Origin of the sequence: Flavobacterium sp. PMTSA4 (assembly GCF_032098525.1) — a bacterium.
Classification (GTDB): Bacteria; Bacteroidota; Bacteroidia; order Flavobacteriales; family Flavobacteriaceae; genus Flavobacterium; species Flavobacterium capsici.
Map to the genome: position 1 here is coordinate 1,375,587 of NZ_CP134890.1, position 24,143 is coordinate 1,399,729.

23 protein-coding genes are annotated in these 24,143 nt (G+C 32.5%); 16 read left to right on the forward strand and 7 right to left on the reverse strand.

Annotated features, from left to right (window positions below):
* Positions 1-56: 56 nt before the first annotated feature.
* The gene (locus tag RN605_RS06370) at positions 57-1,214 is read right to left on the reverse strand and encodes a glycosyltransferase family 2 protein (protein WP_313323226.1); all 1,158 of its coding nucleotides are present in this window, start codon (positions 1,212-1,214) and stop codon (positions 57-59) included.
* Positions 1,215-1,311: 97 nt separating this feature from the next.
* On the opposite strand from RN605_RS06370, the gene RN605_RS06375 reads away from it, so the two are divergent.
* The 8 genes from RN605_RS06375 (at position 1,312) to RN605_RS06410 (ending at position 10,982) form a co-directional block, all read left to right on the forward strand.
* Positions 1,312-3,174 (forward strand): ABC-F family ATP-binding cassette domain-containing protein, encoded by a 1,863-nt coding sequence (locus tag RN605_RS06375; protein ID WP_313323228.1) that lies wholly within the window; start codon positions 1,312-1,314, stop codon positions 3,172-3,174.
* Complete coding sequence (locus RN605_RS06380) at positions 3,174-3,953, forward strand: O-methyltransferase (RefSeq protein ID WP_313323230.1); 780 nt, start codon at positions 3,174-3,176, stop codon at positions 3,951-3,953. The genes RN605_RS06375 and RN605_RS06380 overlap by 1 nt, the downstream gene beginning before the upstream one ends.
* 38 nt (positions 3,954-3,991) lie before the next feature.
* Entirely contained in the window at positions 3,992-5,002 is a 1,011-nt protein-coding gene (locus tag RN605_RS06385) for a hypothetical protein (protein WP_313323232.1), read from the forward strand.
* Between the two features lie 79 nt (positions 5,003-5,081).
* Complete coding sequence (locus RN605_RS06390) at positions 5,082-5,780, forward strand: ABC transporter ATP-binding protein (RefSeq protein WP_313323233.1); 699 nt, start codon at positions 5,082-5,084, stop codon at positions 5,778-5,780.
* Positions 5,781-5,929: 149 nt separating this feature from the next.
* A complete protein-coding gene (locus RN605_RS06395) occupies positions 5,930-6,499 on the forward strand; it encodes a cob(I)yrinic acid a,c-diamide adenosyltransferase (RefSeq protein WP_313323235.1) in 570 nt (189 codons plus the stop codon).
* Between the two features lie 163 nt (positions 6,500-6,662).
* The gene (locus tag RN605_RS06400) at positions 6,663-6,884 is read left to right on the forward strand and encodes a DUF2795 domain-containing protein (RefSeq protein WP_022828503.1); all 222 of its coding nucleotides are present in this window, start codon (positions 6,663-6,665) and stop codon (positions 6,882-6,884) included.
* 85 nt (positions 6,885-6,969) lie between these two features.
* Positions 6,970-10,317 (forward strand): preprotein translocase subunit SecA, encoded by a 3,348-nt coding sequence (gene secA / locus RN605_RS06405; RefSeq protein ID WP_313323265.1) that lies wholly within the window; start codon positions 6,970-6,972, stop codon positions 10,315-10,317.
* Positions 10,318-10,400: 83 nt separating this feature from the next.
* Positions 10,401-10,982: a hypothetical protein gene (locus tag RN605_RS06410; RefSeq protein WP_313323267.1), complete on the forward strand. Its 582-nt coding sequence runs from the start codon at positions 10,401-10,403 to the stop codon at positions 10,980-10,982.
* A 183-nt stretch (positions 10,983-11,165) separates the two neighbouring features.
* Here RN605_RS06410 and RN605_RS06415 read toward each other — a convergent pair whose 3' ends face one another.
* Positions 11,166-12,569, reverse strand: coding sequence for an FAD-binding oxidoreductase (locus RN605_RS06415; protein WP_313323268.1), 1,404 nt, complete (start codon positions 12,567-12,569; stop codon positions 11,166-11,168).
* 68 nt (positions 12,570-12,637) lie between these two features.
* On the opposite strand from RN605_RS06415, the gene meaB reads away from it, so the two are divergent.
* Positions 12,638-13,717, forward strand: a complete 1,080-nt coding sequence (gene meaB / locus RN605_RS06420) for a methylmalonyl Co-A mutase-associated GTPase MeaB (protein ID WP_313323270.1) — start codon at positions 12,638-12,640, stop codon at positions 13,715-13,717.
* Between the two features lie 479 nt (positions 13,718-14,196).
* Here the strand turns inward: meaB and RN605_RS06425 are convergent, their stop codons facing one another.
* Together RN605_RS06425 and RN605_RS06430 are read right to left on the reverse strand one after the other, a co-directional pair.
* A complete protein-coding gene (locus RN605_RS06425) occupies positions 14,197-14,682 on the reverse strand; it encodes a hypothetical protein (RefSeq protein WP_313323272.1) in 486 nt (161 codons plus the stop codon).
* Positions 14,683-14,851: 169 nt separating this feature from the next.
* Positions 14,852-15,079 (reverse strand): hypothetical protein, encoded by a 228-nt coding sequence (locus RN605_RS06430; protein ID WP_313323274.1) that lies wholly within the window; start codon positions 15,077-15,079, stop codon positions 14,852-14,854.
* Between the two features lie 334 nt (positions 15,080-15,413).
* Here RN605_RS06430 and RN605_RS06435 point away from each other — a divergent pair, with 334 nt between their 5' ends.
* From RN605_RS06435 to RN605_RS06450, 4 genes are read left to right on the forward strand one after another with little or no spacing between them, the layout of a single operon-like run.
* Positions 15,414-15,884, forward strand: coding sequence for a hypothetical protein (locus tag RN605_RS06435; RefSeq protein ID WP_313356395.1), 471 nt, complete (start codon positions 15,414-15,416; stop codon positions 15,882-15,884).
* 28 nt (positions 15,885-15,912) lie between these two features.
* Positions 15,913-16,566 carry a hypothetical protein gene (locus RN605_RS06440; protein WP_313323277.1) on the forward strand — a complete coding sequence of 218 codons (654 nt, stop codon included), beginning with the start codon at positions 15,913-15,915 and terminating at the stop codon, positions 16,564-16,566.
* A complete protein-coding gene (locus tag RN605_RS06445; protein WP_313323279.1) occupies positions 16,542-17,321 on the forward strand; it encodes a sensor histidine kinase in 780 nt (259 codons plus the stop codon). The genes RN605_RS06440 and RN605_RS06445 overlap by 25 nt, the downstream gene beginning before the upstream one ends.
* Before the next feature lie 50 nt (positions 17,322-17,371).
* Positions 17,372-18,022, forward strand: coding sequence for a response regulator transcription factor (locus RN605_RS06450; RefSeq protein WP_313323281.1), 651 nt, complete (start codon positions 17,372-17,374; stop codon positions 18,020-18,022).
* 1 nt (position 18,023) lies between these two features.
* Here RN605_RS06450 and RN605_RS06455 read toward each other — a convergent pair whose 3' ends face one another.
* The 3 genes from RN605_RS06455 to RN605_RS06465 are packed head-to-tail and all read right to left on the reverse strand — an operon-like array spanning position 18,024 to position 20,548.
* Entirely contained in the window at positions 18,024-18,251 is a 228-nt protein-coding gene (locus tag RN605_RS06455; RefSeq protein WP_313323282.1) for a hypothetical protein, read from the reverse strand.
* Between the two features lie 15 nt (positions 18,252-18,266).
* On the reverse strand, positions 18,267-19,640 hold the full coding sequence (locus RN605_RS06460; RefSeq protein WP_313323284.1) for an MATE family efflux transporter: 1,374 nt from the start codon (positions 19,638-19,640) through the stop codon (positions 18,267-18,269).
* Between the two features lie 35 nt (positions 19,641-19,675).
* The gene (locus tag RN605_RS06465) at positions 19,676-20,548 is read right to left on the reverse strand and encodes a PPK2 family polyphosphate kinase (protein WP_313323286.1); all 873 of its coding nucleotides are present in this window, start codon (positions 20,546-20,548) and stop codon (positions 19,676-19,678) included.
* 171 nt (positions 20,549-20,719) lie between these two features.
* Here RN605_RS06465 and RN605_RS06470 point away from each other — a divergent pair, with 171 nt between their 5' ends.
* From RN605_RS06470 to RN605_RS06480, 3 genes are read left to right on the forward strand one after another with little or no spacing between them, the layout of a single operon-like run.
* Positions 20,720-21,253 carry an RNA polymerase sigma factor gene (locus RN605_RS06470; RefSeq protein ID WP_394853508.1) on the forward strand — a complete coding sequence of 178 codons (534 nt, stop codon included), beginning with the start codon at positions 20,720-20,722 and terminating at the stop codon, positions 21,251-21,253.
* A 2-nt stretch (positions 21,254-21,255) separates the two neighbouring features.
* A complete protein-coding gene (locus RN605_RS06475; protein ID WP_313323290.1) occupies positions 21,256-22,176 on the forward strand; it encodes a hypothetical protein in 921 nt (306 codons plus the stop codon).
* A gap of 33 nt (positions 22,177-22,209) precedes the next feature.
* Positions 22,210-24,141 (forward strand): vWA domain-containing protein, encoded by a 1,932-nt coding sequence (locus tag RN605_RS06480; RefSeq protein WP_313323291.1) that lies wholly within the window; start codon positions 22,210-22,212, stop codon positions 24,139-24,141.
* Positions 24,142-24,143 lie beyond the last annotated feature (2 nt).

Genomic DNA, 24,143 nt, shown 5'->3' on the forward strand with positions numbered 1-24,143 from the left:
GATAATTTACTGGTTTTACTTATTAATAATTTCGAGATAGTTTATCAACATTTTGACTAAACAAAAATAATTTCACCTCTGTCATTACTGCTATTACTTCCTAATAAATAACCACTTTCGGGAACTAAAAATTTGAATGTAAACATTTTAGATTTTTCTTCCATAAACGAAAGTGATTCCTTGAAATTACAGTAATTAACATCAAAAATTATTTCAGTTTTACTATTCTTCGAAATCGATTGCGAAAATACTACTTTTCCATTTTCTAGTGGACTAATTTGAATATTTTTTTGAAGTTTATCAGATAATTTATCCTTTAAAGTTATATTATCAGAAATCAAAACATAGTTTTCTGGGTTTGATTTTGCAGGCTTTTTGGCTTGACTTTTTTTCAAAAAAGAAAACAGAATTGAACCTGTTTTCATAAAAAATGTAAAGAAAAAAGATTTCTTAAAATGTTTAGCATAGAAATAATTCATTGCTTCTTGAAAACGTTTTATATACTTTTCATCTCTAACTGTACTTTCACCTTTAAAATGAACTACAGTTGTATCATGAAAATAATAATTGATTTTCTTTTTTTGCAAAACCATATAACTCAAATCAATATCATCAGCATACATAAAGCATTTTTCGTCAAAACCGCCAACTTCATTATATAAGTTGCGTTCTAAAAACATAAAAGCACCTACTAGAATTTCAATTTCACCCGATTGATTTTTGTCCAAATGTTGTGCATAATATTTATTGAACAAAGTGTTATATGGAAACCATTTATACATCCCAAAAACTTTTGTAAAAGCAACCCAAGGTGTTGGAATTCCACGTTTACTTTCGGGTAAAAATTTTCCTGAGCCGTCAATTAGTTTACATCCAATAATTCCTGTTTTTTGAATTAAAAGATTAGAATTAAATATTTTATGAAAAGTATCTTCTGAAACAATAGTATCAGGATTCAGTATACAGATATATTTGCCTTTTGCTTGTTCAACGGCAATGTTATTCCCTTTTGGAAAACCTAGGTTTTCTTTATTCTCAATGAGTTTGATTTGAGGAAATTTAGCTTTCATCATTGCACAACTATCATCGGAAGAATTGTTGTCAACCACAATAATTTCGGCATCCAAATTTTGAATAGCTTTTTGTACACTCAAAACGCAGAGTTCCAAAAAGTAACGAACATTATAATTAAGTATGATTACCGATAGTTGCATTCGACAAATATAACGTGAAAAAATATCAATTTGAAAATTTGAAACTTTTGTAATGCTTTAAAATAGTACTTTTGCATAAATTTTAGAAATCTCAATTGTGAATTACCTTTCAGTAGAAAATATATCCAAAGCTTTTGGTGAACGAGTATTGTTTAAAGACATCTCTTTTGGCATCAATAAAGACCAAAAAATTGCTTTTATTGCCAAAAATGGTTCAGGAAAAACCTGTGTCATGAAAATCATCAATGGTGAAGATGAACCAGATTCTGGACAAGTTGTAGTTAGAAAAGGTTTGAACATGGCTTTTCTTTCGCAAAACAATAATTTACAAGACGAATTGACTATTGAGGAAAGTATTTTTGCTTCAGATAATCAAATCCTTCATGTGATTGAGCGTTATGAAAAAGCGCTTGAAAATCCTGAAGATGAAGAAAAATACCAATTGGCATTTGATGAAATGGACCGATACAATGCTTGGGATTTTGAAACACAATTCAAGCAAATTCTTTCCAAACTTAAACTTGACGATTTAAAACTCAAAGTAAAAAGTCTTTCTGGTGGCCAAAAAAAACGTTTGTCATTAGCTATAATTCTTATTAATCGTCCGGATTTATTGATTTTGGATGAACCAACAAACCATTTAGATTTAGAAATGATTGAATGGTTAGAAAGTTATTTTGCCAAAGAAAACATCACGCTATTTATGGTTACACACGACCGATTCTTTTTGGAACGTGTTTGTAACGAAATTATCGAGTTAGACAACGGAAAGTTATATTCTTACAAAGGCAATTATTCTTATTATTTAGAGAAAAAAGAAGAACGTATTGCTATGGAAAATGCTACGATTGACAAAGCACAAAATCTTTTTGTAAAAGAATTGGCTTGGATGCGTCGTCAACCAAAAGCACGAACTACCAAATCTAAATCGCGTCAGGATGATTTTTATAAAATAAAAGAAGTTGCTGAAAGTCGCCGAAAAGAAAATGTAGTAGAACTCGAAATCAACATGGAACGCATGGGAAGTAAGATTATTGAGTTGCACAAATTGTATAAAAAATTCAAAGACAAAACGATATTAGACAATTTCAGTTATGATTTTCAACGTGGCGAACGCATTGGAATTATTGGTAAAAACGGAACCGGAAAATCTACTTTTCTAAATATTTTAACTAAAACAACACAACCCGATGCAGGAAAAGTGGTTGTTGGTGATACGATAAAAATTGGCTATTACACACAAAGTGGAATTAATCCAAAACCTGGTCAAAAAGTTATTGATATAATTAAGGAATATGGCGAATACATTCCGCTAACGAAAGGAAAAATTATTTCGGCTTCGCAATTATTGGAGCGATTTCTTTTTGACGCCAAAAAACAATATGATTTTGTAGAAAAATTGAGTGGTGGCGAATTGAAACGTTTGTATTTGTGTACCGTTTTAATCCAAAATCCAAATTTTTTAATTCTGGATGAGCCAACAAATGATTTGGATATTGTAACGTTGAATGTTTTAGAAAGTTTCCTTTTAGATTATCCAGGGTGTTTGCTTGTGGTTTCTCACGACCGATATTTCATGGATAAAATTGTAGACCATTTATTTATTTTTAGAGGTGAAGGAATTATTGAAGATTTTCCAGGAAATTATTCAGATTTCAGAGCTTATGAAGATAGTTCAGAACCTAAAAACTTATCAAACGTCAGTACTGAAAAAGTAAATTGGAAACAAAATAACCCAACAACTGTTGGTTTGAATTTTAACGAACAAAAGGAATTCAACAAAATTGAACGTGAAATTAAGGATTTAGAATACGAGAAAAAGCAAATCGAAAATTTGTTTTCAGAAGGAAAAGTTGCAGACAATGACATTGAGAAAAAAGCTTTGGAATTGCAAAAAATTATCGAAAAATTAGAACAAAAAGAAGAACGTTGGTTTGAACTTTCTTCAAAAATGGAATAATGTTTCAAATAGTAAAATCATATTTAAAATTTCTCTGGAATTCCAAAAACGAACACGGAGTGCATTCGCCGTTTGTATTTGATTTAGTCACCAAATGTTTTTACGACAAAAAGAATTATCCAGAATATTCCATTTTAAAAAACTATAGAAATTCAGTTTTAACCAATAATCAATTCATTGAAGTAACCGATTTTGGTGCTGGTTCAAGAGTTTTTAAAAGCAACAAAAGACAAGTTTCTCAAATTGCTAAAACAGCTGGAATTTCTAGAAAAAGAGCTGAATTACTGTTTAGAATTACAAATTATTTTCAACCATCAACTATTTTAGAAATTGGAACTTCTCTTGGTTTAGCCACTTCGGCATTGTCATTAGGTAACCCAAAAGCAAAAATTACAACATTAGAAGGTTGTCCAAATACATTATCTGAAGCAAAAAAAAACTTTACAATTTCAAAACTTCAGAACGTTGATTTTATAAATACTAAATTCCCATCTTATTTAAAGAATATAAAATCTGAAAATTCAAACTTCAAACTTATCTATTTTGACGGAAATCATTCAAAAACTGCAACTTTAGACTATTTTAAATTGCTTTTGCCAACAATTACCAATGATAGTGTTTGGATTTTTGATGACATACATTGGAGCATTGAAATGGAACAAGCATGGGAAATCATAAAAAAACACCCAAAAGTAACAGTTACGATAGACACGTTTCAATGGGGAATTGTTTTTTTTAGAAGTGAACAGGAAAAAGAAGATTTTGTAATCAGAGTTTGAGAAAAATAAATTTTCTATTTTTATAAAAAATATTCCTTTTGAAATCAATAGATACTTTAAACGTTGGATTAATTGTTCTTTCGTTAATTTTAGCTTACTTCTTGCCTTTTGAGCTTTTTTTATTTTCATATGCAGTCCTTGGACCATTACATTATGCCACAGAAATCAATTGGTTAGATAAAAAAAACTATTTTATTAAATCCAAAAAATGGATTTATACTTTTTTAGTTCTTTGCTTAATTCTTTCTATTCCACATTTTTTTAATCTACCCTATTTTTCGAGTTTAAAAGAAAATTCGTTTGTACATTCATTAATTCGCAAAAGTGCCAATTCGAACAGTTATATTCTGTTGATCAGCTTTCTTTTAGCAATTGGCTTGATTTACTTAGACAAAGCAAAATCAATAATTATTTATGGAATTCTAAGTTTAATAATTGCAAATTTTATAATATCAACTTTCTCAGTAACAGAAATTATATTAACTATTTTTGTTCCAACTATAATTCATGTTTATTTATTTACATTACTTTTCATGATTTATGGAACAATTAACAAAAAAACATTTCCAGGAATTCTTGCAATAGTTTTTCTAATTCTAGTTCCATTTTTTGTTAGTTTCTATCCTATAAATACCAATAATTATAGTTTTTCAGGTACAACTCGTGATACTTTTTACGCTTCAGGAATGCATAATTTAAATTATTATATAGCTACATTGTTATCAAATAATAATGATGGTAAATTTTTGTTAATCTCCGAAATTGGGCTGAAAATTCAAGTTTTTGTGGCTTTTTGTTATACTTATCATTACTTAAATTGGTTTTCAAAAACTTCTATAATCGGCTGGAACAAGAATGCTTCTAAAATTAGAATTTTTGTAATTCTTGCTATTTGGATTGCTAGTATCGGGTTGTATTTTTATAATTATAAAGTAGGTTTGTCAGCATTATTTTTTCTCAGTATGCTTCATGTTTTATATGAGTTTCCTTTAAATGTAACAACTATAAAACTCATTTTTAAAAAACTGTTTATTCCAAAAACAACTTAAAAAAACAATAAAATTGTAACAATTTGAAATGAATTTAGTCCTATTAAATGTATTCCAAAATAAATAATTCGATTAAAAAATGGCAAATCCATTAATAGATATAAAACAAATCAAAAGAGATTTTGTTCTAGGCAGCGAAATTATAAATGTTTTAAAAGGTATTGATTTACAAATCAACAAAGGCGAATATGTTGCATTAATGGGACCAAGTGGTTCTGGAAAATCTACTCTGATGAACCTTTTAGGATGTTTAGACACTGCAACTTCTGGAACATATATTTTAAATGGAAATGATGTTTCACAAATGCATGACGACGAATTAGCAGAAATCAGAAACAAAGAAATTGGTTTTGTCTTTCAAACATTTAATCTTTTACCTCGCACAACGGCTTTAGACAATGTCGCTTTGCCAATGATTTATGCTGGACACGCAAAATCAGAACGAAATATTCGTGCAACAGAAGTTTTAAATCAAGTTGGTCTTGGCGACAGAATGGACCATCAACCCAATCAACTTTCTGGTGGTCAACGTCAACGTGTTGCCGTTGCTCGTGCATTAGTCAACAAACCTTCAATTATTCTTGCCGACGAACCAACAGGAAATTTAGATAGTAAAACCTCAGTTGAAATCATGAATCTTTTCAACGAAATTCATAAAAATGGTAACACAGTAATTCTTGTAACTCACGAAGAAGACATTGCTGCCTATGCGCACAGAATCATTCGTTTGCGTGACGGAATGATTGAAAGTGATAACCTTAACGACAAGCACAAATAATTTGAAGCAAATGGTTTGGGTAATTTTATTTATGTAATTCCTGCTTTTCGTTACAATCTCTTCGAGGATTTCCACTTCAATCAGGGCTAAAAATAATCCATAGCATTTTTTGTATCTTTGAGAATTAAAAAATCCAATTTATTACATCCATGAAAGTATACACAAAAACTGGAGATACAGGAACTACAGCTCTTTTTGGTGGAACGCGAGTTCCAAAACATCATATTCGTATTGAAAGTTATGGAACCGTAGATGAATTAAACTCTTATATTGGATTAATCCGTGATCAGGAAATCAATCAAGATTACAAAAATGTATTAATTGAAGTACAAGACCGATTATTCACAGTTGGAGCAATACTTGCTACACCACCAGAAAAAGAAATCTTAAAAAACGGACAACCAAGACTTCAAAATCTTGGTATTGTTGAATCGGATATTGAGTTTTTAGAAAAAGAAATAGACAAAATGGATGAAAGTTTACCACAAATGACACATTTTGTTTTACCTGGCGGACATACTACTGTGTCATATTGTCATATTGCGCGCTGCGTATGCCGTAGAGCCGAACGTTTAGCAGTACATCTTAACGAAATTGAACCTACAGATGAGCTTGTAATTAAATACCTAAACCGACTTTCTGACTACCTTTTTGTATTGGCACGGAAGTTGTCCTACGACTTGCAAGCCGACGAAGTTCAATGGATTCCTAGAAAATAATTTTTTTGAACAAATTGGCCTATAGAATTTATAGAATCCAATAATTTGAATTCTAATTCTGATATTAAAAAGCCGTTCTTATCTTTTTTTTAAAATAAATCATTTTTTACTTGACTTTTTCAGTAATAAATTTATTTTTGCATAAAATTAAACCCGATAGACAATGTATTGGACATTAGAATTAGCATCATATTTAAGCGATGCGCCGTGGCCAGCAACCAAAGACGAATTAATTGACTACGCAATTAGAGCTGGTGCTCCACTTGAAGTAGTAGAAAATCTTCAATCTATTGAAGACGAAGGTGAAATATACGAATCGATGGAAGAAATTTGGCCTGATTATCCAACTGACGAAGACTATCTTTGGAACGAGGATGAATATTAAAAAATAAGTAAACACTAAGAAAGAAAAGTCCATTTAGGGCTTTTTTTTTGTTTAAATTTGCACACTTTAAAAACATAAAAATAATATGAGTTTCATTAATAGTATTCTTAAAGCTTTTGTTGGAGACAAATCCCAAAAAGATGTAAAAGCAATACAACCACTTGTAAATAAAATTAAAGCGTTTGAAAGCAGTTTAGCTGCATTATCAAACGACGAATTGAGACAAAAAACTGTTGAATTCAAAGAAAAAATCAAAGAAGCTAGATTTGAAAAAGATTCTAGAATTTCAGCTTTAAAAACTGAAGCTGAAGGCACAACAGATATCGATAAAAGAGAAGATATTTATAATGAAATTGATGCTTTAGAAAAAGAAGCTTATGACATTTCAGAGAAAGTTTTAATGGATATACTTCCAGAAGCTTTTGCTGTTGTTAAAGAAACTGCTCGTCGATTTAAAGACAATACTACAATTGAAGTAACAACAACTCCAAAAGATAGAGAACTTTCTGCAACAAAACCATACATCACATTAGAAGGCGACAAAACTATTTGGTCAAATTCATGGAATGCAGCTGGAAAAGAAATCACTTGGGATATGATTCACTACGACGTTCAGTTGATTGGTGGAATTGTATTGCACACTGGAAAAATTGCAGAAATGCAAACGGGTGAAGGAAAAACATTAGTGGCAACACTTCCACTCTATTTGAATGCTTTGACAGGAAACGGTGTTCACTTGGTAACCGTAAACGATTACTTAGCTAGACGTGACAGCACTTGGAAAGCACCATTATTTGAATTCCACGGAATGACGGTTGATTGTATCGATAATCATTCGCCAAACTCTGATGCAAGAAGAAAAGCGTACGAAGCTGATATTACTTATGGAACAAACAATGAATTTGGTTTTGACTATTTGCGTGATAACATGGCGCATGCGCCAGAAGATTTAGTTCAAAGAAAACATAATTACGCTATTGTTGACGAGGTTGACTCTGTATTGATTGATGATGCTAGAACGCCATTAATCATTTCTGGTCCAGTTCCTGATGGTGATAGACATGAATTCAATGAATTAAAACCAAAAATTGAAAATCTTTATAATCTTCAACGTCAAATTGCAGGTGGATTTTTAACCGAAGCTAAACGTTTGATTAAAGAAGGAAACACAAAAGATGGTGGCTTCCAATTATTAAGAGCATATCGTGCTTTACCGAAAAGCAAACCGTTAATTAAGTTTTTAAGTGAAGAAGGAAATAAGCAATTACTTCAAAAAACGGAGAACGAATACATGCAGGATAACAATCGTAAAATGCCAATCGTTGACGAAGCATTATATTTTGTTATCGAAGAAAAAAACAATCAAGTGGAATTGACCGATATGGGAATTAAATATCTATCGCAAGACACTTCAGATGATTTCTTCATTCTTCCAGATATTGGAACCGAAATTGCTAAAATTGAAAAACAAAATTTAGAAAAAGATAAAGAAGCCGAAGCCAAAGAAAAATTGTTTCAAGACTTTGGTATAAAGTCAGAACGTATTCATACGCTTACACAACTTTTAAAAGCATACACTTTGTTTGAAAAAGATGTAGAATACGTTATCATGGACAACAAAATTCTAATTGTTGACGAACAAACTGGTCGTATTATGGATGGTCGTCGTTATTCTGACGGATTACACCAAGCGATTGAAGCCAAAGAACAAGTAACCATTGAAGCAGCTACACAAACTTTTGCTACCATAACATTACAGAACTATTTCCGTATGTACAACAAATTAGCAGGTATGACTGGAACAGCTGTAACTGAAGCTGGTGAGTTTTGGGAAATTTATAAATTAGATGTTGTTGAAATCCCAACTAATAAGCCAATTGCACGTAATGATAAAGAAGATTTGATTTACCGTTCCGTTCGCGAAAAATTCAATGCTGTTATTGAAGATGTAACGCAATTATCGCAAGCTGGAAGACCAGTTTTAATTGGTACAACATCGGTTGAGATTTCAGAATTATTGAGCAGAATGTTGAAAATGCGTGGTGTTAATCACAACGTGTTGAATGCAAAAATGCACAAAAAAGAAGCTGAAATTGTTGCTGAAGCAGGAAAACCAGGAGTTGTAACTATTGCAACAAATATGGCTGGTCGTGGAACCGATATTAAACTATCTCCAGAAGTGAAAGCTGCTGGCGGTTTGGCAATCGTTGGTACAGAACGTCACGATTCGCGTCGTGTTGACCGTCAGTTGCGTGGTCGTGCTGGTCGTCAAGGTGATGTTGGTAGCTCACAATTTTATGTTTCGTTAGAAGATAATCTAATGCGTTTATTTGGTTCTGATAGAGTTGCCAAAATTATGGACAGAATGGGATTGAAAGAAGGTGAAGTGATTCAACATTCTATGATGACCAAATCTATTGAACGTGCACAGAAAAAAGTTGAAGAAAACAACTTTGGAACTCGTAAACGTCTTTTGGAATATGATGATGTAATGAATGCGCAACGTGAAGTAGTTTACAAACGTCGTCGTCATGCATTACATGGTGAGCGATTGAAATTGGATATTGCTAACATGATGTACGACACTTGCGAATTGATTGTAAGTGAAACCAAAGGAACAAACGATTTTAAAAATTTCGAATTTGAATTAATTCGTTATTTCTCAATAACTTCTCCTATTTCAAGTTCAGAATTTGAAAAAATGTCTGAAATGGAAATCACAGGTAAAGTATATAAAGCTGCAATGGCTTATTATACTGAAAAAACCGAAAGAAGTGCTCGTGAAGCATTCCCAATTATTGCTAATGTATATCAAAATGAAGGAAACAAATTTGAGCGTATTGTAGTTCCGTTTTCTGATGGAATTAAAAGTTTAAATGTGGTTACCGACTTGAAAAAAGCTTTTGAAAGCGAAGGAAAACAATTGATTGCTGATTTTGAAAAAAATATCACTTTAGCCATTGTTGACGAAGCTTGGAAAAAACATTTACGTAAAATGGACGAGCTAAAACAATCGGTTCAATTGGCAGTTCATGAGCAAAAAGATCCATTACTTATTTATAAATTAGAAGCATTCAACTTGTTTAGAGCAATGCTTGATGGTGTAAATAAAGAAGTGATTTCATTCTTATTCAAAGGTGATTTACCTCAACAGAACAACAATATTCAAGAAGCTCGTGAAGTTAAACGTAAAGAAAACTACACTGAGTCAAAAGAAGAAATAAATAGTGGTGAAAGTGCTAACAGAGAAGCTGGTCAAGCTGCATCTCAACGTCCGCAAGTAACAGAAACCATAGTTCGTGAAACTCCAAAAATTAATAGAAACGATACTGTGACTATTAAACATGTAATGAGCGGAAAAACCGAAAGCATGAAATACAAAAAAGCCGAAAGTATGATTGCTTCAGGAGAATGGGTTTTGGTTCACGATTAAGTTACTTAAAACCAATAAATATAAATCCTCATTAGTATTACTTTTGAGGATTTTTTATATTTGGAATAATTAATAATTGATTTATGAAAAAATATTTTCTTTTAACTCTATTATTTTCTATTCTTTCTTTCTCACAAACCAAAGAAAGTTTGCAAAAAGCTACCACAAAATTTCATCAAGCCATCTTTTTAATGGATTTTGAAGATGTCAAATCTTTAACTTATCCAAAGATTTATGAAAGTATAGGTGAAACTGCTTTCTTAGAAAAACTAGACCAAGATTACCAAAACTCCGAATACCGAATGCGATTGCAGTTAGAAAAAGTTCCATTCCTATTTAACGAAATCAAAACTATTGGACAACAAACTTTTTGCGTAGTTAGAAGTAGAAATCCGAAACGTTATTTTTTTGAAAACAAATTAAATTCTGTTAAAGCTGAAGAGAAAAAAACTTGGTTACAAGAGAAAGAAAAAACGCAAAACGTAACATTTGAACCAAATAGAAATAGCTTTAATGTTAAAGCAGAAAGCATATACGTAGCCGTTTTTGACCTAGAAACTTTTGGCGAATGGAAATTTTTCAACCTAGACGATGCCTTTCAATTAAACGCTTTCAATAGTTTATTTGACGAAAACATCAAAAACACACTTGGATTGGGTAATTAGTCAGTATCTTTACCTTAATCATCAAATATAAAAAAATGGCAAAAGGTAAAGACATTCAAAAATCGGCTAAAAAAGAACCGCTTAAAACTGCAAAAGAAAAAAAAGAGGACAAAAGAAATAAAAAGAATAATCCGAAAAGAGATTAAAAAAATATCCGTCAAACAGACGGATATTTTTTTATTACTAGTTATAATCTGGAAATATTTTACCCGGATTTAAGATGTTATTTGGGTCAAAAACACGCTTAATACTTTCCATTAATTCTAAATGAACTTTAGAAAACGCAATATTCATAAAATTCTTTTGCACATAACCAATTCCATGTTCGCCCGAAAGTGTTCCTTTTAAAGCAACGGTCAATTCAAAAATTTCTTTGATTCCAATCGGAACTTGCGTTTGCCAATTATCATCAGTCATGTCGCCTTTAATGATATTCACGTGCAAATTTCCATCGCCAGCATGACCATAACAAACCGATATAAAACCATGCTTTGCTCCAATTTGCTTGATGCCTTTTAATAATTCAGGTAACATATATCTTGGCACAACGGTATCTTCTTCTTTATATATTGAATTCGATTTTACTGCTTCAGCAACAGAACGACGCATTTTCCAAAGCATGTTTTTTTGATCTTCTGTATCGGCAAATAAAACCTCATCTATTTCAAAACCTTCTACTACCGAAACTATTTTTTCTGCTTCTTGCATTAAAACTTCAGGGTAATTTCCATCAACTTCAATCAACAAATGTGCTTGATGCTCGGGTTTAATAGATACATTAATTCCATCAACATATTCCAAAGTCCAATCAATCGCATCGCGTTCCATAAATTCCAAAGCACTCGGTACAATTCCTGCTCTGAAAATTGCCGAAACCGCTTCACAAGCTTCGTGTGCTTTATAAAAAGGAACCAACATCAATACGTTATGCGAAACTTTTGGCAATAATTTCAACACAATTTTAGTTATAACACCCAAAGTTCCTTCGCTACCAACCATCAATTGCGTAAGATTATAACCTGTAGAGTTTTTTAATGTATTAGCGCCAGTCCAAATGATTTCGCCACTTGGTAACACCACTTCTAAATTAAGTACATAATCTTTGGTAACCCCATATTTCACAGCTCTTGCACCACCAGAGTTTTCAGCAATATTTCCACCTATCCAACAACTTCCCATACTGCTTGGGTCAACCGGATAGAAAAATCTTTTTTCGGCAACGGTTTCTCTCAATACTTGCGTTATAACACCCGGTTCAACCGTAACTTGCAGATTTTGTTCATCAATTTCAATGATTTTATTGAATCGTTCCATCGAAAGACCAATTCCTTCATAAATAGATAATGCACCACCACTTAAACCTGTTCGTGCGCCAATAGGTGTGGTTGGAATTTTATAGTCGTTAGCAATTAAAAGAATCTCCGAAACTTCTTTTGCGTTGGCTGGTTTCAACACTACATTCGGCGGAAAAACATAATCTTCGGTTTCATCGTGTCCATAATAATTACGGGTTTCAATATCAGTGAATATATAGTTTTCGCCAACAATGGTAGTTAGTTTTTCGAGGATTTCTTTAGATAATTGCATGGTGGTAATTTTAAACAAAAATAAACATTATCTGCAAAAAGTTGTATTTTTACCAAAAGCATTTTCCGTTGAAATCGAACAAAAAAAGCGCACTCAAAGAAAACGATGGTATTCCTCAACCGGAAAGCATCAGCACTTCTTCTTTGCAAAAAATTGTTGCCAAACGTAAAGTACAACCCAGCGTTAACGAATTGATTTCAGGGATTTTACAGCATGACAAAATAGCTTTGAGCCGAGCCATTACTTTAATTGAAAGCACCAATCCTGAACATTTTGAAAAAGCCAACGAAATAATTAATGGTTGTTTGCCATATGCTAACCAATCGGTTCGCATTGGTATTACTGGTGTTCCTGGCGTTGGAAAAAGCACTTTTATTGAAGCTTTTGGAACTTATTTAACTTCCATTGGAAAGAAAGTTGCGGTACTTGCGGTTGACCCAAGTTCTACCATCAGTCACGGGAGTATATTGGGCGATAAAACCCGCATGGAAGAACTGGTGAAAGACGAAAACGCTTTTATCCGTCCGTCGGCATCGGGAGAAACACTTGGTGGCGTAGCGCGAAAAACCCGAGAAACCATTATTCTTTGCGAGGCGGCAGGTTTTGATACGATTATTATTGAAACCGTTGGCGTTGGTCAAAGTGAAACGGCTGTTCACAGCATGGTCGATTTCTTTTTACTGCTTAAAATTGCAGGTGCTGGCGATGAACTGCAAGGCATTAAACGTGGTATCATGGAAATGGCCGATACTATTGTAATTAACAAAGCCGATGGCGACAATGTGGCTAAAGCCAAACTCGCCAAGACTGAATTTAACCGAGCGTTACATTTGTTTCCTGCTAAAAATAGTGGTTGGATTCCAAAAGTTACCACTTGTAGTGCTTATGAAAAAACGGGTATCGACAGTGTTTGGAACATCATTGCTGAGTATTTAGAACTTGTTAAAAACAATGATTATTTTAACGCTAAACGCCAAAACCAAAACCAATACTGGATGCTCGAAACTATCAACGAGCAGTTGAAAAACCATTTTTATACCAATCCATCCATTGCTTCTTCATTAGAAAATTATAAAACCCAAGTAGCAACTAATCAAATATCGCCATTTGCTGCGGCGCAGGAGTTGTTGAAGAAGTATTTCGAGTAATTTTTTTTAAAAAATCTTTTAAAAAAACCTAGTTATTTACGTTGAAAATCTAGTTTAACTAGGTTCTGAACCAGGTTTACCAGGTTATTAACCAGGTTTTAGCTGGTTCTAAACATAATAAAATAGGTTATACAACCTAGTTTTTGGCGTTAATTACCTAGTTTAACTAGGTTCTTAACCTAGTTTTTGGGGTTATATAACCTAATTAATGGGGTTAAAGACGTAGTTTAATTAGGTTTCGAACCTAGTTTTTGGGGTTAACAACCTAGTTAATGGGGTTAAAGACGTAGTTTAATTAGGTTTCGAACCTAGTTTTTGGGGTTAACAACCTAGTTAATGGGGTTAAAGACGTAGTTTAATTAGGTTTCGAACCTAGTTATTGGGGTTGTGTAACGTATAAAACATAGTTTGGAACCTAATTAAATACATTAATAAACGTAGTTTATCCGGGTTCCAAACGTGTTTTATGGGGTTTATGCCTATTCTTCGGCTGGTGTTGGGTTTGCTGGTGGTCTTCCGCCTCCAAAAAATTGACTTAGCTCGTCAACTTTTGTTTGAAAACCTATTGATTGAGTTCCTAATTTGTATTTTGCATAATCATAATCCATCAAAGCGGCAGAATAGTTATCATAATCGTGTAGAATTTTAGCGTTTTCTAATCCGTTAATTAATCCTAGCATTCTTAGAATGGTTTTTTGAAGAAATATACGAGTATCGTGGTCTTTGTTAAACTCTCCCCATTCAATATCTGGGCTGCTTAAGGATGGTTGACTATCGTTATACTCTTTTACTTTATTAATTATCAGCTTGTTTTGCTCGTTAACGCTTCCAAATTTTTGGCGTTCTTCGGGAGACAGAACGGCTAGTTTATCAACTAGTGCGCTTTCTAAACTAACCAGCGCATTGTTTACATTTTCTTTGTCGGTATCATCAAAATGACGATTGCCTAAATTGTTGAATGGCATAATAGATATTTTAAAAATTGGCCTACTCTATGTTCCCTTTTCGGCTTCCTGGTTTATAGTTTAAAAACAATATATAGCTCGCAGGCTATTATTGCTAATGCAACAATTACTAGTGCTGTAATAATGCTTTTGGCTTTTTTTGTGGAGTTTATCATAAAATAGTTCATAATTATCGTAGTGAATAGTTAATAGTTGCTAAAAAATTTCGTCTAACTACTGGTGTAGTTGTTCTTTTTATCTCTCTATCAAGAATTGAAGCAATTCTAATTCTTGGTATTTCGGGACATTCTTCTGAAATTACCTGTATAATAGTTTTGCGGATTTTTGGGGTAATTTCAAAAATGACTTCGTTTACATACATTAAACTGCATCTTTCGTTGATAACATCTACTCTCATAATTTGATATTTTTTAATTACTACTATTTTTAAAAAAAACCTGCTCTAGTATTATTAATCAATACCACAAAAAAATTAATTAAGAGCAGGTTTAAAACAACTAACCCAATAATTCAGGTCTTTTAAAAATCTCTATCAATCAGTTTACATTGCCTCAAAACTTTATGATGAAACAAAGTTCTAACATTGAAATGAAAAAAAAAAGGGGGATTTCCCCCTATTTTAAGGGGGATTTCCCCCTATTTTTTTAGGGGGAAATCCCCCTTTTTTTATAAACATAACTTCTGTTACTTTGTTTTGATTAAATTTACTTCACTAACCAATAATAAAACACATGCCTAAACACACCTTAAACATGGAACTAGTTGCCGAAATGATTAAAAATTATAGAACACGTCAACTAAAATCAATAGAAGATTCAAAAACTTGGCCAATGGCTTTTGATGCGCACTCGGTTTGGTTTTCTTTAGATGAACTAAAGGATTTTATAACCGAAATTGAAACTGAAATAGCTAGTCATCCTGAAAAACCAGTTGGCAATTTAGGTCTTCGTATTTATTATGCTGCCTATCCAACAGAGGAAGATTGGAATCCAGATTTGGATACTGTTCCAAAAGATTATGAAAAATTACATACCGTTATAGCGTTACCTACCAATGAAATAGATGGTGAAAATTTTGATTTTGATCCATCAGATGTAAACACTTATGATGGCACAAAACCAACTGGAACTGGAATTGCTATTATGGCGGAGAATCATGGATTTTTGACTCCTCCTTTTTCAACAACAGGTGAATGGTTTTAATTATTTATAATAATGATATTTAAATCAAATGGTAAATCTGGTTGTATTTTTGGCTTATTCATTAATTTACATTGAGTTAATTTCATTTGTAGCAGGCATTTATTACTTCAAAAAATTTAAAGATTCCTATTGGAAATGGTTCATTTATTATCTAGGTTTAATTTCTCTTTTAGGATTCTTTCAATTACATGTAATAATTGAATATTTCGAAGAATACAACAATTATTTTGGTAGCTACTTGATCATACCAATTGAATTTATGTTTTTTTTCTGGTTATATGCCTATAAATCATTAAAGAAGAAAAATCTTTTTTGGGTTTTTAGCTTTCTATACTTGCTTTCTTTTGCAATGCATTCCTTTATTAAAAAGGAAATCAGTTCTTTTTATTCATTCAATTATGTCATTGGTGCATTTCTATTAGGCATATTAGTTTTTTTAGAATATATGAAACAAATCAAATCTGATGATATAATAAAATTCAAAGAAAACATGATGTTTTATATTAATCTAGGCGTAAGTATATTATACATTGGAACGTTGCCTTTTTTTTCCTTTTATGGAATAATAATTAAAGATTTAGATTTAAGAATGAACTATTATCTGTTCTTTCTAATTGTTAATAATTTTATGTATATCCTTTTTACCTTAGCATTCATATGGAGCAAACCGAATACATATTAATAGTATTAGTTTTTAATTTATTTTTTATTCTTTTTATGGTGGCTATCATATCCTATATGTGGCAATATAATAGGAAGAAAAAAGAAAATGAAGTACTACTACAAGCCGAAAAAGACCGTCATCAAAAAGAACTTTTTGCTACTCAAATTGAAATGCAAAAAAGAACCATGCAGGAAATAGGTAGAGAAATACATGATAATGTTGGTCAAAAGTTAACTTTAGCAAGTTTGTACATCCAACAATTAATCTATACTAATAAAATTCCAGCAGAGGACGAAAGCATGAACAATGTCAATTCAATATTAAATGATTCTTTGAATGATTTAAGACAATTATCAAAATCTTTGAGCGATGATTCTATAGAAAACAACTCGTTACCTGAATTATTGAAAAAAGAAATTAGCAAAATCAATTCGATAATTGATTCTCAATTAGTCATTGATAATGAAGGAAATTATAAATCTGTTGATTATCATGCTAAAAGTGTTTTGATAAGAATATGTCAAGAGTTTATTCAAAATTCTTTGAAATATGCAAATTGTAGCTTAATCACAATTACCTTAAGCTATGAAAATGAATCAATTACACTTTCACTTTCAGATAACGGAACTGGTTTTAATATTAATGATACTAAATCAGAAGGAATTGGTTTAAAAAACATGAAAAAAAGAAGTGAAATAATTGGCGGAGAATTTTCTTTATCAAGCGATAGTAACGGAACAAAAATTATAATAAAATTACCTATAACTATTTAAATTTTATTAAATAAAATAGTACTTTAGCTTTTGCTAACCTATTTGTATTTATGAAATATTCTATTGCAATTGTTGATGACCACACACTAATTGCAAAAGCGCTTAGTGGCATTATATCCACCTTCAATGATTTTGAAGTGCTTTATGAATGCGAAAATGGCAAAGAACTTCAAGAAAAATTTCTTGATAAAAACAATCATCCAAAAATTGTTCTTCTTGATGTTAGTATGCCAATAATGAATGGTTTTGAAACTGCAAAATGGCTGACTGAAAATCATCCTGATGTTTATATCATGGCATTAAGCATGCAAAATGAAGATCAAAGTGTAATTAAAATGGTCAAAAACGGTGCTAAAGGATATCTTTTAAAAAACACTTATCCTGCAGATTTAGAAACAGCATTGTTAACTATGGTAAAAAATGGATTTTATTATCCTGAATGGGCCGCCAATAAAATATTTAATAGCATAGGTCAAAAAACCGAACCATCTAAAAAAATTGATTCCTCACTTACTGAAAGAGAATTGGAATTCCTGAAATATGTAGCTACTGAGTTAAGCTATAAAGAAATAGGTGAATTAATGAGTTGCAGCGCAAGAACTGTTGAAAACTATAGAGATAGTGTTTGTGAAAAACTCCAAATGAAAACCAGAATAGGATTAGCCGTTTATGCAATTAAAAGTGGCTTGATTGTCCTTTAAATTATTCTTCGTATTGTTCCATTTCTTTGTCATAAAACTCACCTGCTAGTGTGATTAAATGTTCCATCTCACTTTCAAGTTCAGTTTCATCTTCGCCTTCTAAATCTTCTAAAAATTCTACCTCATCATCTTTTAAATTAATAATAAAGCGAGGAAAATCTAAATGGATAACAAAAATATCTTCTGGAAATTCGGAGTTATCAGCTAAAACAAATTTTGGTAATTGCATTTCAGTAAATAGTGATTAGTAATTAGTGATTAGTTTTTTGGTCAAATAATTAAAGCGAAGATACAAAAATAATGCGGCAGCAGATAATCCTGAAAGCAATCCAATCCAAACTCCAACTGCTTTTAATTCTGTGTAAAGTCCTAAATAAAATGAAACAGGAAAACCAATAACCCAGTAGGCAACAAAAGTAATATACATTGGTATTTTTACATCTTGTAATCCTCGTAATGCTCCAAGAACTACAACCTGCAATCCATCTGAAATTTGAAAAACAGCAGCTACCAAAAGTAACTTGGCAGCGATAGAAACCACTTCGGCATTTTCAACTAAATGGATAACATCATTGTTTTTTACAAACACTTTTGGAATATATTCATGGAAAACAATAAATAGCAGTGCAAAAACTATTTCAAGCAAAACGGCTAGTAAAAAAATAGAAAACGCTATTCTTCTTAATGCAATAAAATCAGACTTCCCTTTTTGATTTCCAACTCTAATCATTGCCGTAACACTTAAACCCATAGCAAACATAAAAGTTAATGAAGCTACACTCAAAGCAACCTGATTTGCCGCTTGACTGGTTACTCCAATAATTCCACAAAGCCATATTGCTGCCGTAAATAAAACGACTTCAAATAACATTTGCATCGCTGATGGAGTTCCTAATCGGATGATTTTTATATTGATTTCCTTTTTTATTTCTTTTAGCGTAAATCCTTTAAAGTAGGGATGAAATTTAGTTTTAGTATTCATCATGTAATGCATAAATATGAGCATCACAATTCTTGATGCAATAGTACCTATTGCTGCTCCGACTATTCCAAGTTTAGGAAAAAACCAAATTCCATAAATTAATAGATAATTTAGAACTACATTGACAACATTGGCCAAAATAGTAGCCCACATTGAATATTTGGTTTCACTCAAACCGTCAGCAAATTGCTTGTAGGCTTGATACATAATCAAAGGAATTAATGAAAAACCAACAATGTCTAAATAAGGTTTTGCCAACTCAACTACTTCTTCTGATTGACCCATATAAGCAATTAATGGTTTGCAGAAGTAGATTAAAGCAAACAAAACACTACCTAAAATGGTACACAAATACAAACCATGATGAAAAGCCAATCTGCCTTCTTCGATGCTTTTTTTACCATCGGCTTCAGCAACAAGTGGTGTAATTGCTGTTGAAAAACCAATTCCTAAAGACATGGCAATAAACACAAAACTGTTTCCTAATGAAACTGCTGCCAATTCAGTTGGACCTAATTTCCCAACCATAATATTATCTACAATACTAACAACTGTATGACCAATCATTCCTAAAATAATTGGATACGCTAGTTTCATATTGTATCTAAACTCTTTTGTATAATTAGTTAATTTCACTTAGCAATTTTTCGATGGCAAAGGTAATTGAAATTTTATTCTAACTGCTTTTTGTATACATCAAAGTTAGCTTTCACTTTTTCATCAAGTTGTGGCTCTATTATGTCTTTAAGTTTATTGAGTTCTTGCCAAATTGTCTTTGCTACTATGTATCTAGCAACACCTTTATCATCTGCGGGGATAATATACCAAGGTGCATAATCAGTTGACGTTTTGTTAATTGCTTCTTCATAGTATTTCATATAATCATCCCAACGTTCACGCTCTTTTAAATCGCCTGTAGAAAACTTCCAATTGTCTTCTGGTGTTTCTAATCGTTTTAATAATCGTTTGCGTTGTTCTTCTTTACTCATGTGAAGATAGAACTTTAAGATTTTAGTTCCGTTTTGAGAAATATGTTTTTCAAAGTTTTTTATTTGATCCATTCTGTTTTCCCAAAACTGTGGTGTAATATCTTCTACTTTTTCGACACCTGGAAGATTTTCAAACATAATATATTCAGGATGAACACGTGTTACCAATACATTTTCATAATGAGTTCGGTTAAAAACCGCAAACTTTCCTTTTTCGGGTAAAGCGATGTAATGACGCCAAAGATAATCGTGTTCCAATTCATTAGAAGTTGGTGTTTTAAAACTATGAACCACTACTCCACGAGGATTAAACTCCTTAAATACTTCTCTTATCAAACTATCTTTTCCACTGGTATCCATTCCTTGCAAACAAATCAGAAAAGCATAACGATTATGAGCATACATCGCATCTTGTTTTTTACTCAATTTTATTTGCACTTCATCTAATGCTGTTTCTTCTTCTTTTTTTGAAGTGTCAATATCTAATTCCGTTGGGATTTCGTTTAATTTTATTTTAGTGGTTACTTTAAAATCATCTGGATTAATATGTTGCATAGTTTGAATTTTTATAATTGTAAACTTATGGAAAAATTTCAACTTAAGCTATTGCTGAATCGTAGCTATGGTAAAAAATGAATTCATTAAATTTACTTTTTAAAAAAAAATTTCATTTCCTTCCCAACCTTTTCTATTAAATTGTGCTCTATATAAAAAACACCTTTTGTGATTAACGATTTTCAAATACAAGGATGCAGAAAAAAACAGCGCGATGCGCAAAGACAGGTCTATGAATACCTGGCACCAAAGCTATACAGAACCTGCAAACGCTATTTGAAGAAAGAAGAAGAAATAGAAGAAGTATTAGCTGATGCCTTTTATACAGTATTTACTAAAATAGAACAATTAAAAGAAAACTATGCCTTTGAAGCTTGGGCACGAAAGATAACAGTAAACCAATGTTTACTACAATTAAAAAGGAATGTAAACTTTAATCTCTATCTCGAAGACACATCGGTTTATCTGCATCCTGAAACGGTTGCCGCAACACAACTGGAAGAAGAAGATTTATTAAAGCTCTTAGACTTAATTCCCGAAGGATGCAAAACCATTTTCAACCTTTTTGTAATTGAAGGCTACGGACACAAAGAAATAGCAGCTATGCTTCAAATATCGGAAGGCACATCAAAATCGCAGTTGAATGTTGCCAAAACAAAATTAAAAGAACTCATCAACAAGTTCTATTATCAAAACGCAAAGTAAGAATGGACCACAAAGACGACATATTCGAACAATTCAAATCGGCGGCTGAAAATGCAGAAACTAAAGAGTTTCCAGCTATGGAAAGTGTTTGGAATCGTGTGGAAAGTAAACTCGACAACAAACAACTTACCAAAGAAACCAAATTGTGGAAGAAATTGGCTGTAGCAGCTTCGCTCCTATTGGTGGCAACGCTGGGTTATCAATTCTTGAAAGAGGATAAAACTGTTATTTCGCCTACTAATGAAATGGTTGCTGTTGATACTCTTAAAACCGTTACCGATAGTGTTTCAAACGAAGCCATAGTTTCAGCAGAAGAAAAAAGCAATCCGGTTATTAAACCAAATGCCGAAATGATTTTAGAAGAGCAAATTGGCACAACTAACAACATTGTTATGCAGGACACTATTAAAAGTTTAGTTCCAAAAATGGCGGTTGCTGCAAAAGAATCTCAAATAGAAAGTGATGCTCTTGAACTTCAAAAACCAGCTGCAGCTTCTTTAGTTGCCAATGGTTATACCAAACAAAAAGACAATGCCCGTGGTGTAAGACGTAGCGAAGGATACTTCAATGCAGAAACAGTACAGTCTAATGATTCCAAACAAGTAGAGAAAAAAGAAGAACCTTTGCTAGTAATTGACAATAAAGTTTCCGACCAACAAACCGTTGGAAAATTAGATGCAGGTGAAATAGATAATATCCTAGTATTACCCGATCCACTATACATCATTAATGGTGTTGAATATACCGAAGTTGAACTCTTTGGTCCAAATCCAACGAGTCCTTATGCGCCACTTAACAAACAAAACATTGAATCGCTCTCGATACTGCAGAACGAAAAAGCGACTTCAATTTATGGTGACAAAGGCAAAAAAGGTGTCGTCATCATCACTACCAAAGATGGTAAACCCGCTGCCAAAAAGTAGCAAATCAGTACTAACATTTTAAAAATCAACGTCATGAAAAATTTCAAAACATTTTCATTAGCCATAACTATGCTTTTTTGTATCGTTAGTTTGGCACAACAAAAAACCATTACCGGAATAGTTTCTGATAATTTAGGTCCATTACCTGGTGCAACAATCGTAGTCAAAGGTACCACTCGTGGCACTCAAACCGACTTTGACGGAAAGTATTCCATCAAAGCTACAAAAGGCGAAACTCTGGTATTTAGTTATGTAGGCTACAATTCTAAATCCGTTAAAATCGGCAATAGTTCTAAAATTAATGTAGAATTAAACGGAGTACAAACGCTGCAAGAAGTTGTGGTTACTTCCTATGACATAAAAACAAAAGAATCTTATACTGGCTCTGTTTCAAAACCTCTGAATGGAAAGGTAGCTGGAATTCAAGTTGGAACAACCAATTCAAGCATTCAAATCAGAGGTTATGCGACTTTAAAACAAGAGGACAAAAGTCACAATCCAATTTATCCTTCTAAAAATGATACTGTTATTATAAATGAAAGTGATGAAGATTATGGTGTATTCGTAGAAAACGTTTTTGAAAGCCCTAGAACTTCGCCTCTTTCTACTTTTTCTATCGATGTCGATAACGCTTCTTATACCAACATTCGTCGTTTTATCAACAACGGACAAAAAGTACCAAAAGACGCAGTGCGTATTGAAGAAATGATGAACTTCTTCAAATATAAATATCCACAACCAAAAGACGAGCATCCTTTTTCAATCAATTCTGAATATAGTGATTGCCCATGGAATTCTAGTAACAAATTAGTTCGCATTGGGTTGCAAGGCAAAAACATTGACGATTCTAAACTACCTGCTTCAAACTTAGTATTCTTAATTGATGTTTCGGGTTCCATGAGTTCGGCTAATAAATTGCCTTTGTTGAAAGAATCAATGAAAGTATTGGTAAACCAATTACGTGCTGATGATAAAGTAGCCATAGTGGTTTATGCTGGTGCAGCAGGATTAGTTTTACCTCCTACTTCGGGCGATAAAAAGATGACAATTATTGATGCGTTAGACAAATTACAGTCTGGTGGAAGCACTGCTGGTGGCGCAGGCATTATGCTGGCTTATAAAACCGCAAAAGAACATTTCATCAAAGGTGGAAACAACCGCGTTGTATTGGCTACTGATGGCGATTTTAACGTGGGTGCATCTTCTGATAATGACATGCAACGTTTGATTGAAGAAGAACGCAAATCGGGAGTGTTTTTAACTTGTTTGGGGTTTGGAATGGGGAATTATAAAGACAGTAAAATGGAAACTTTGGCCAACAAAGGCAACGGAAACTATGCTTATATTGATAACATTCAGGAAGCGAATCGTTTCTTGGGCAAAGAGTTTAAAGGTTCAATGTTTGCCATTGCTAAAGATGTGAAAATTCAAATTGAGTTTAACCCAGCGTTTGTTCAGGCATATCGATTAATTGGTTATGAAAACAGAAAACTGCGTCCAGAAGACTTTAAGAATGACGAAATTGACGCGGGCGAATTGGGTAGCGGACATACCGTAACGGCATTATACGAAATTATTCCTGTGAATGTAAAATGTGACTACTTTCAACCGATGGAAGCTACCAAATATTCTAAAGTAGAAAACAAAGGCAACAATTATCAAAACGAACTGGCAACTATCAAATTCCGTTATAAAAAACCTGATGGTGACAAAAGCATCGAAATGATTAATACTATTGCTTCGAGTTCAAAAGCTTTAAACAATGTATCAGATGATTTTAAGTTTACGGCTGCTGTGGCATGGTTTGGATTAAATCTTAGAGATTCAAAATTGGTTAAAAACAAATCATTAACCGATATCAAAAAACTAGCAAAAGAAGGTTTAGCTAACGATGATGAAGGCTACAAAGCCGAATTCATTAGATTGATTGAAGGCGGAAATACGTTTATTGCTTCTAAAAATTAAAG

Excerpts from the sequence above, each read along its gene's own strand:
- RN605_RS06370 (WP_313323226.1), bottom strand. The coding sequence starts at position 1,214 with ATGCAACTATCGGTAATCATACTTAATTATAATGTTCGTTACTTTTTG.
- RN605_RS06380 (WP_313323230.1), top strand. The coding sequence starts at position 3,174 with ATGTTTCAAATAGTAAAATCATATTTAAAATTTCTCTGGAATTCCAAA.
- RN605_RS06390 (WP_313323233.1), top strand. The coding sequence starts at position 5,082 with ATGGCAAATCCATTAATAGATATAAAACAAATCAAAAGAGATTTTGTT.
- RN605_RS06395 (WP_313323235.1), top strand. The coding sequence starts at position 5,930 with ATGAAAGTATACACAAAAACTGGAGATACAGGAACTACAGCTCTTTTT.
- RN605_RS06400 (WP_022828503.1), top strand. The coding sequence starts at position 6,663 with ATGTATTGGACATTAGAATTAGCATCATATTTAAGCGATGCGCCGTGG.
- secA (WP_313323265.1), top strand. The coding sequence starts at position 6,970 with ATGAGTTTCATTAATAGTATTCTTAAAGCTTTTGTTGGAGACAAATCC.
- RN605_RS06410 (WP_313323267.1), top strand. The coding sequence starts at position 10,401 with ATGAAAAAATATTTTCTTTTAACTCTATTATTTTCTATTCTTTCTTTC.
- RN605_RS06415 (WP_313323268.1), bottom strand. The coding sequence starts at position 12,569 with ATGCAATTATCTAAAGAAATCCTCGAAAAACTAACTACCATTGTTGGC.
- RN605_RS06425 (WP_313323272.1), bottom strand. The coding sequence starts at position 14,682 with ATGCCATTCAACAATTTAGGCAATCGTCATTTTGATGATACCGACAAA.
- RN605_RS06430 (WP_313323274.1), bottom strand. The coding sequence starts at position 15,079 with ATGAGAGTAGATGTTATCAACGAAAGATGCAGTTTAATGTATGTAAAC.
- RN605_RS06435 (WP_313356395.1), top strand. The coding sequence starts at position 15,414 with ATGCCTAAACACACCTTAAACATGGAACTAGTTGCCGAAATGATTAAA.
- RN605_RS06440 (WP_313323277.1), top strand. The coding sequence starts at position 15,913 with ATGGTAAATCTGGTTGTATTTTTGGCTTATTCATTAATTTACATTGAG.
- RN605_RS06445 (WP_313323279.1), top strand. The coding sequence starts at position 16,542 with ATGGAGCAAACCGAATACATATTAATAGTATTAGTTTTTAATTTATTT.
- RN605_RS06450 (WP_313323281.1), top strand. The coding sequence starts at position 17,372 with ATGAAATATTCTATTGCAATTGTTGATGACCACACACTAATTGCAAAA.
- RN605_RS06455 (WP_313323282.1), bottom strand. The coding sequence starts at position 18,251 with ATGCAATTACCAAAATTTGTTTTAGCTGATAACTCCGAATTTCCAGAA.
- RN605_RS06465 (WP_313323286.1), bottom strand. The coding sequence starts at position 20,548 with ATGCAACATATTAATCCAGATGATTTTAAAGTAACCACTAAAATAAAA.
- RN605_RS06475 (WP_313323290.1), top strand. The coding sequence starts at position 21,256 with ATGGACCACAAAGACGACATATTCGAACAATTCAAATCGGCGGCTGAA.
- RN605_RS06480 (WP_313323291.1), top strand. The coding sequence starts at position 22,210 with ATGAAAAATTTCAAAACATTTTCATTAGCCATAACTATGCTTTTTTGT.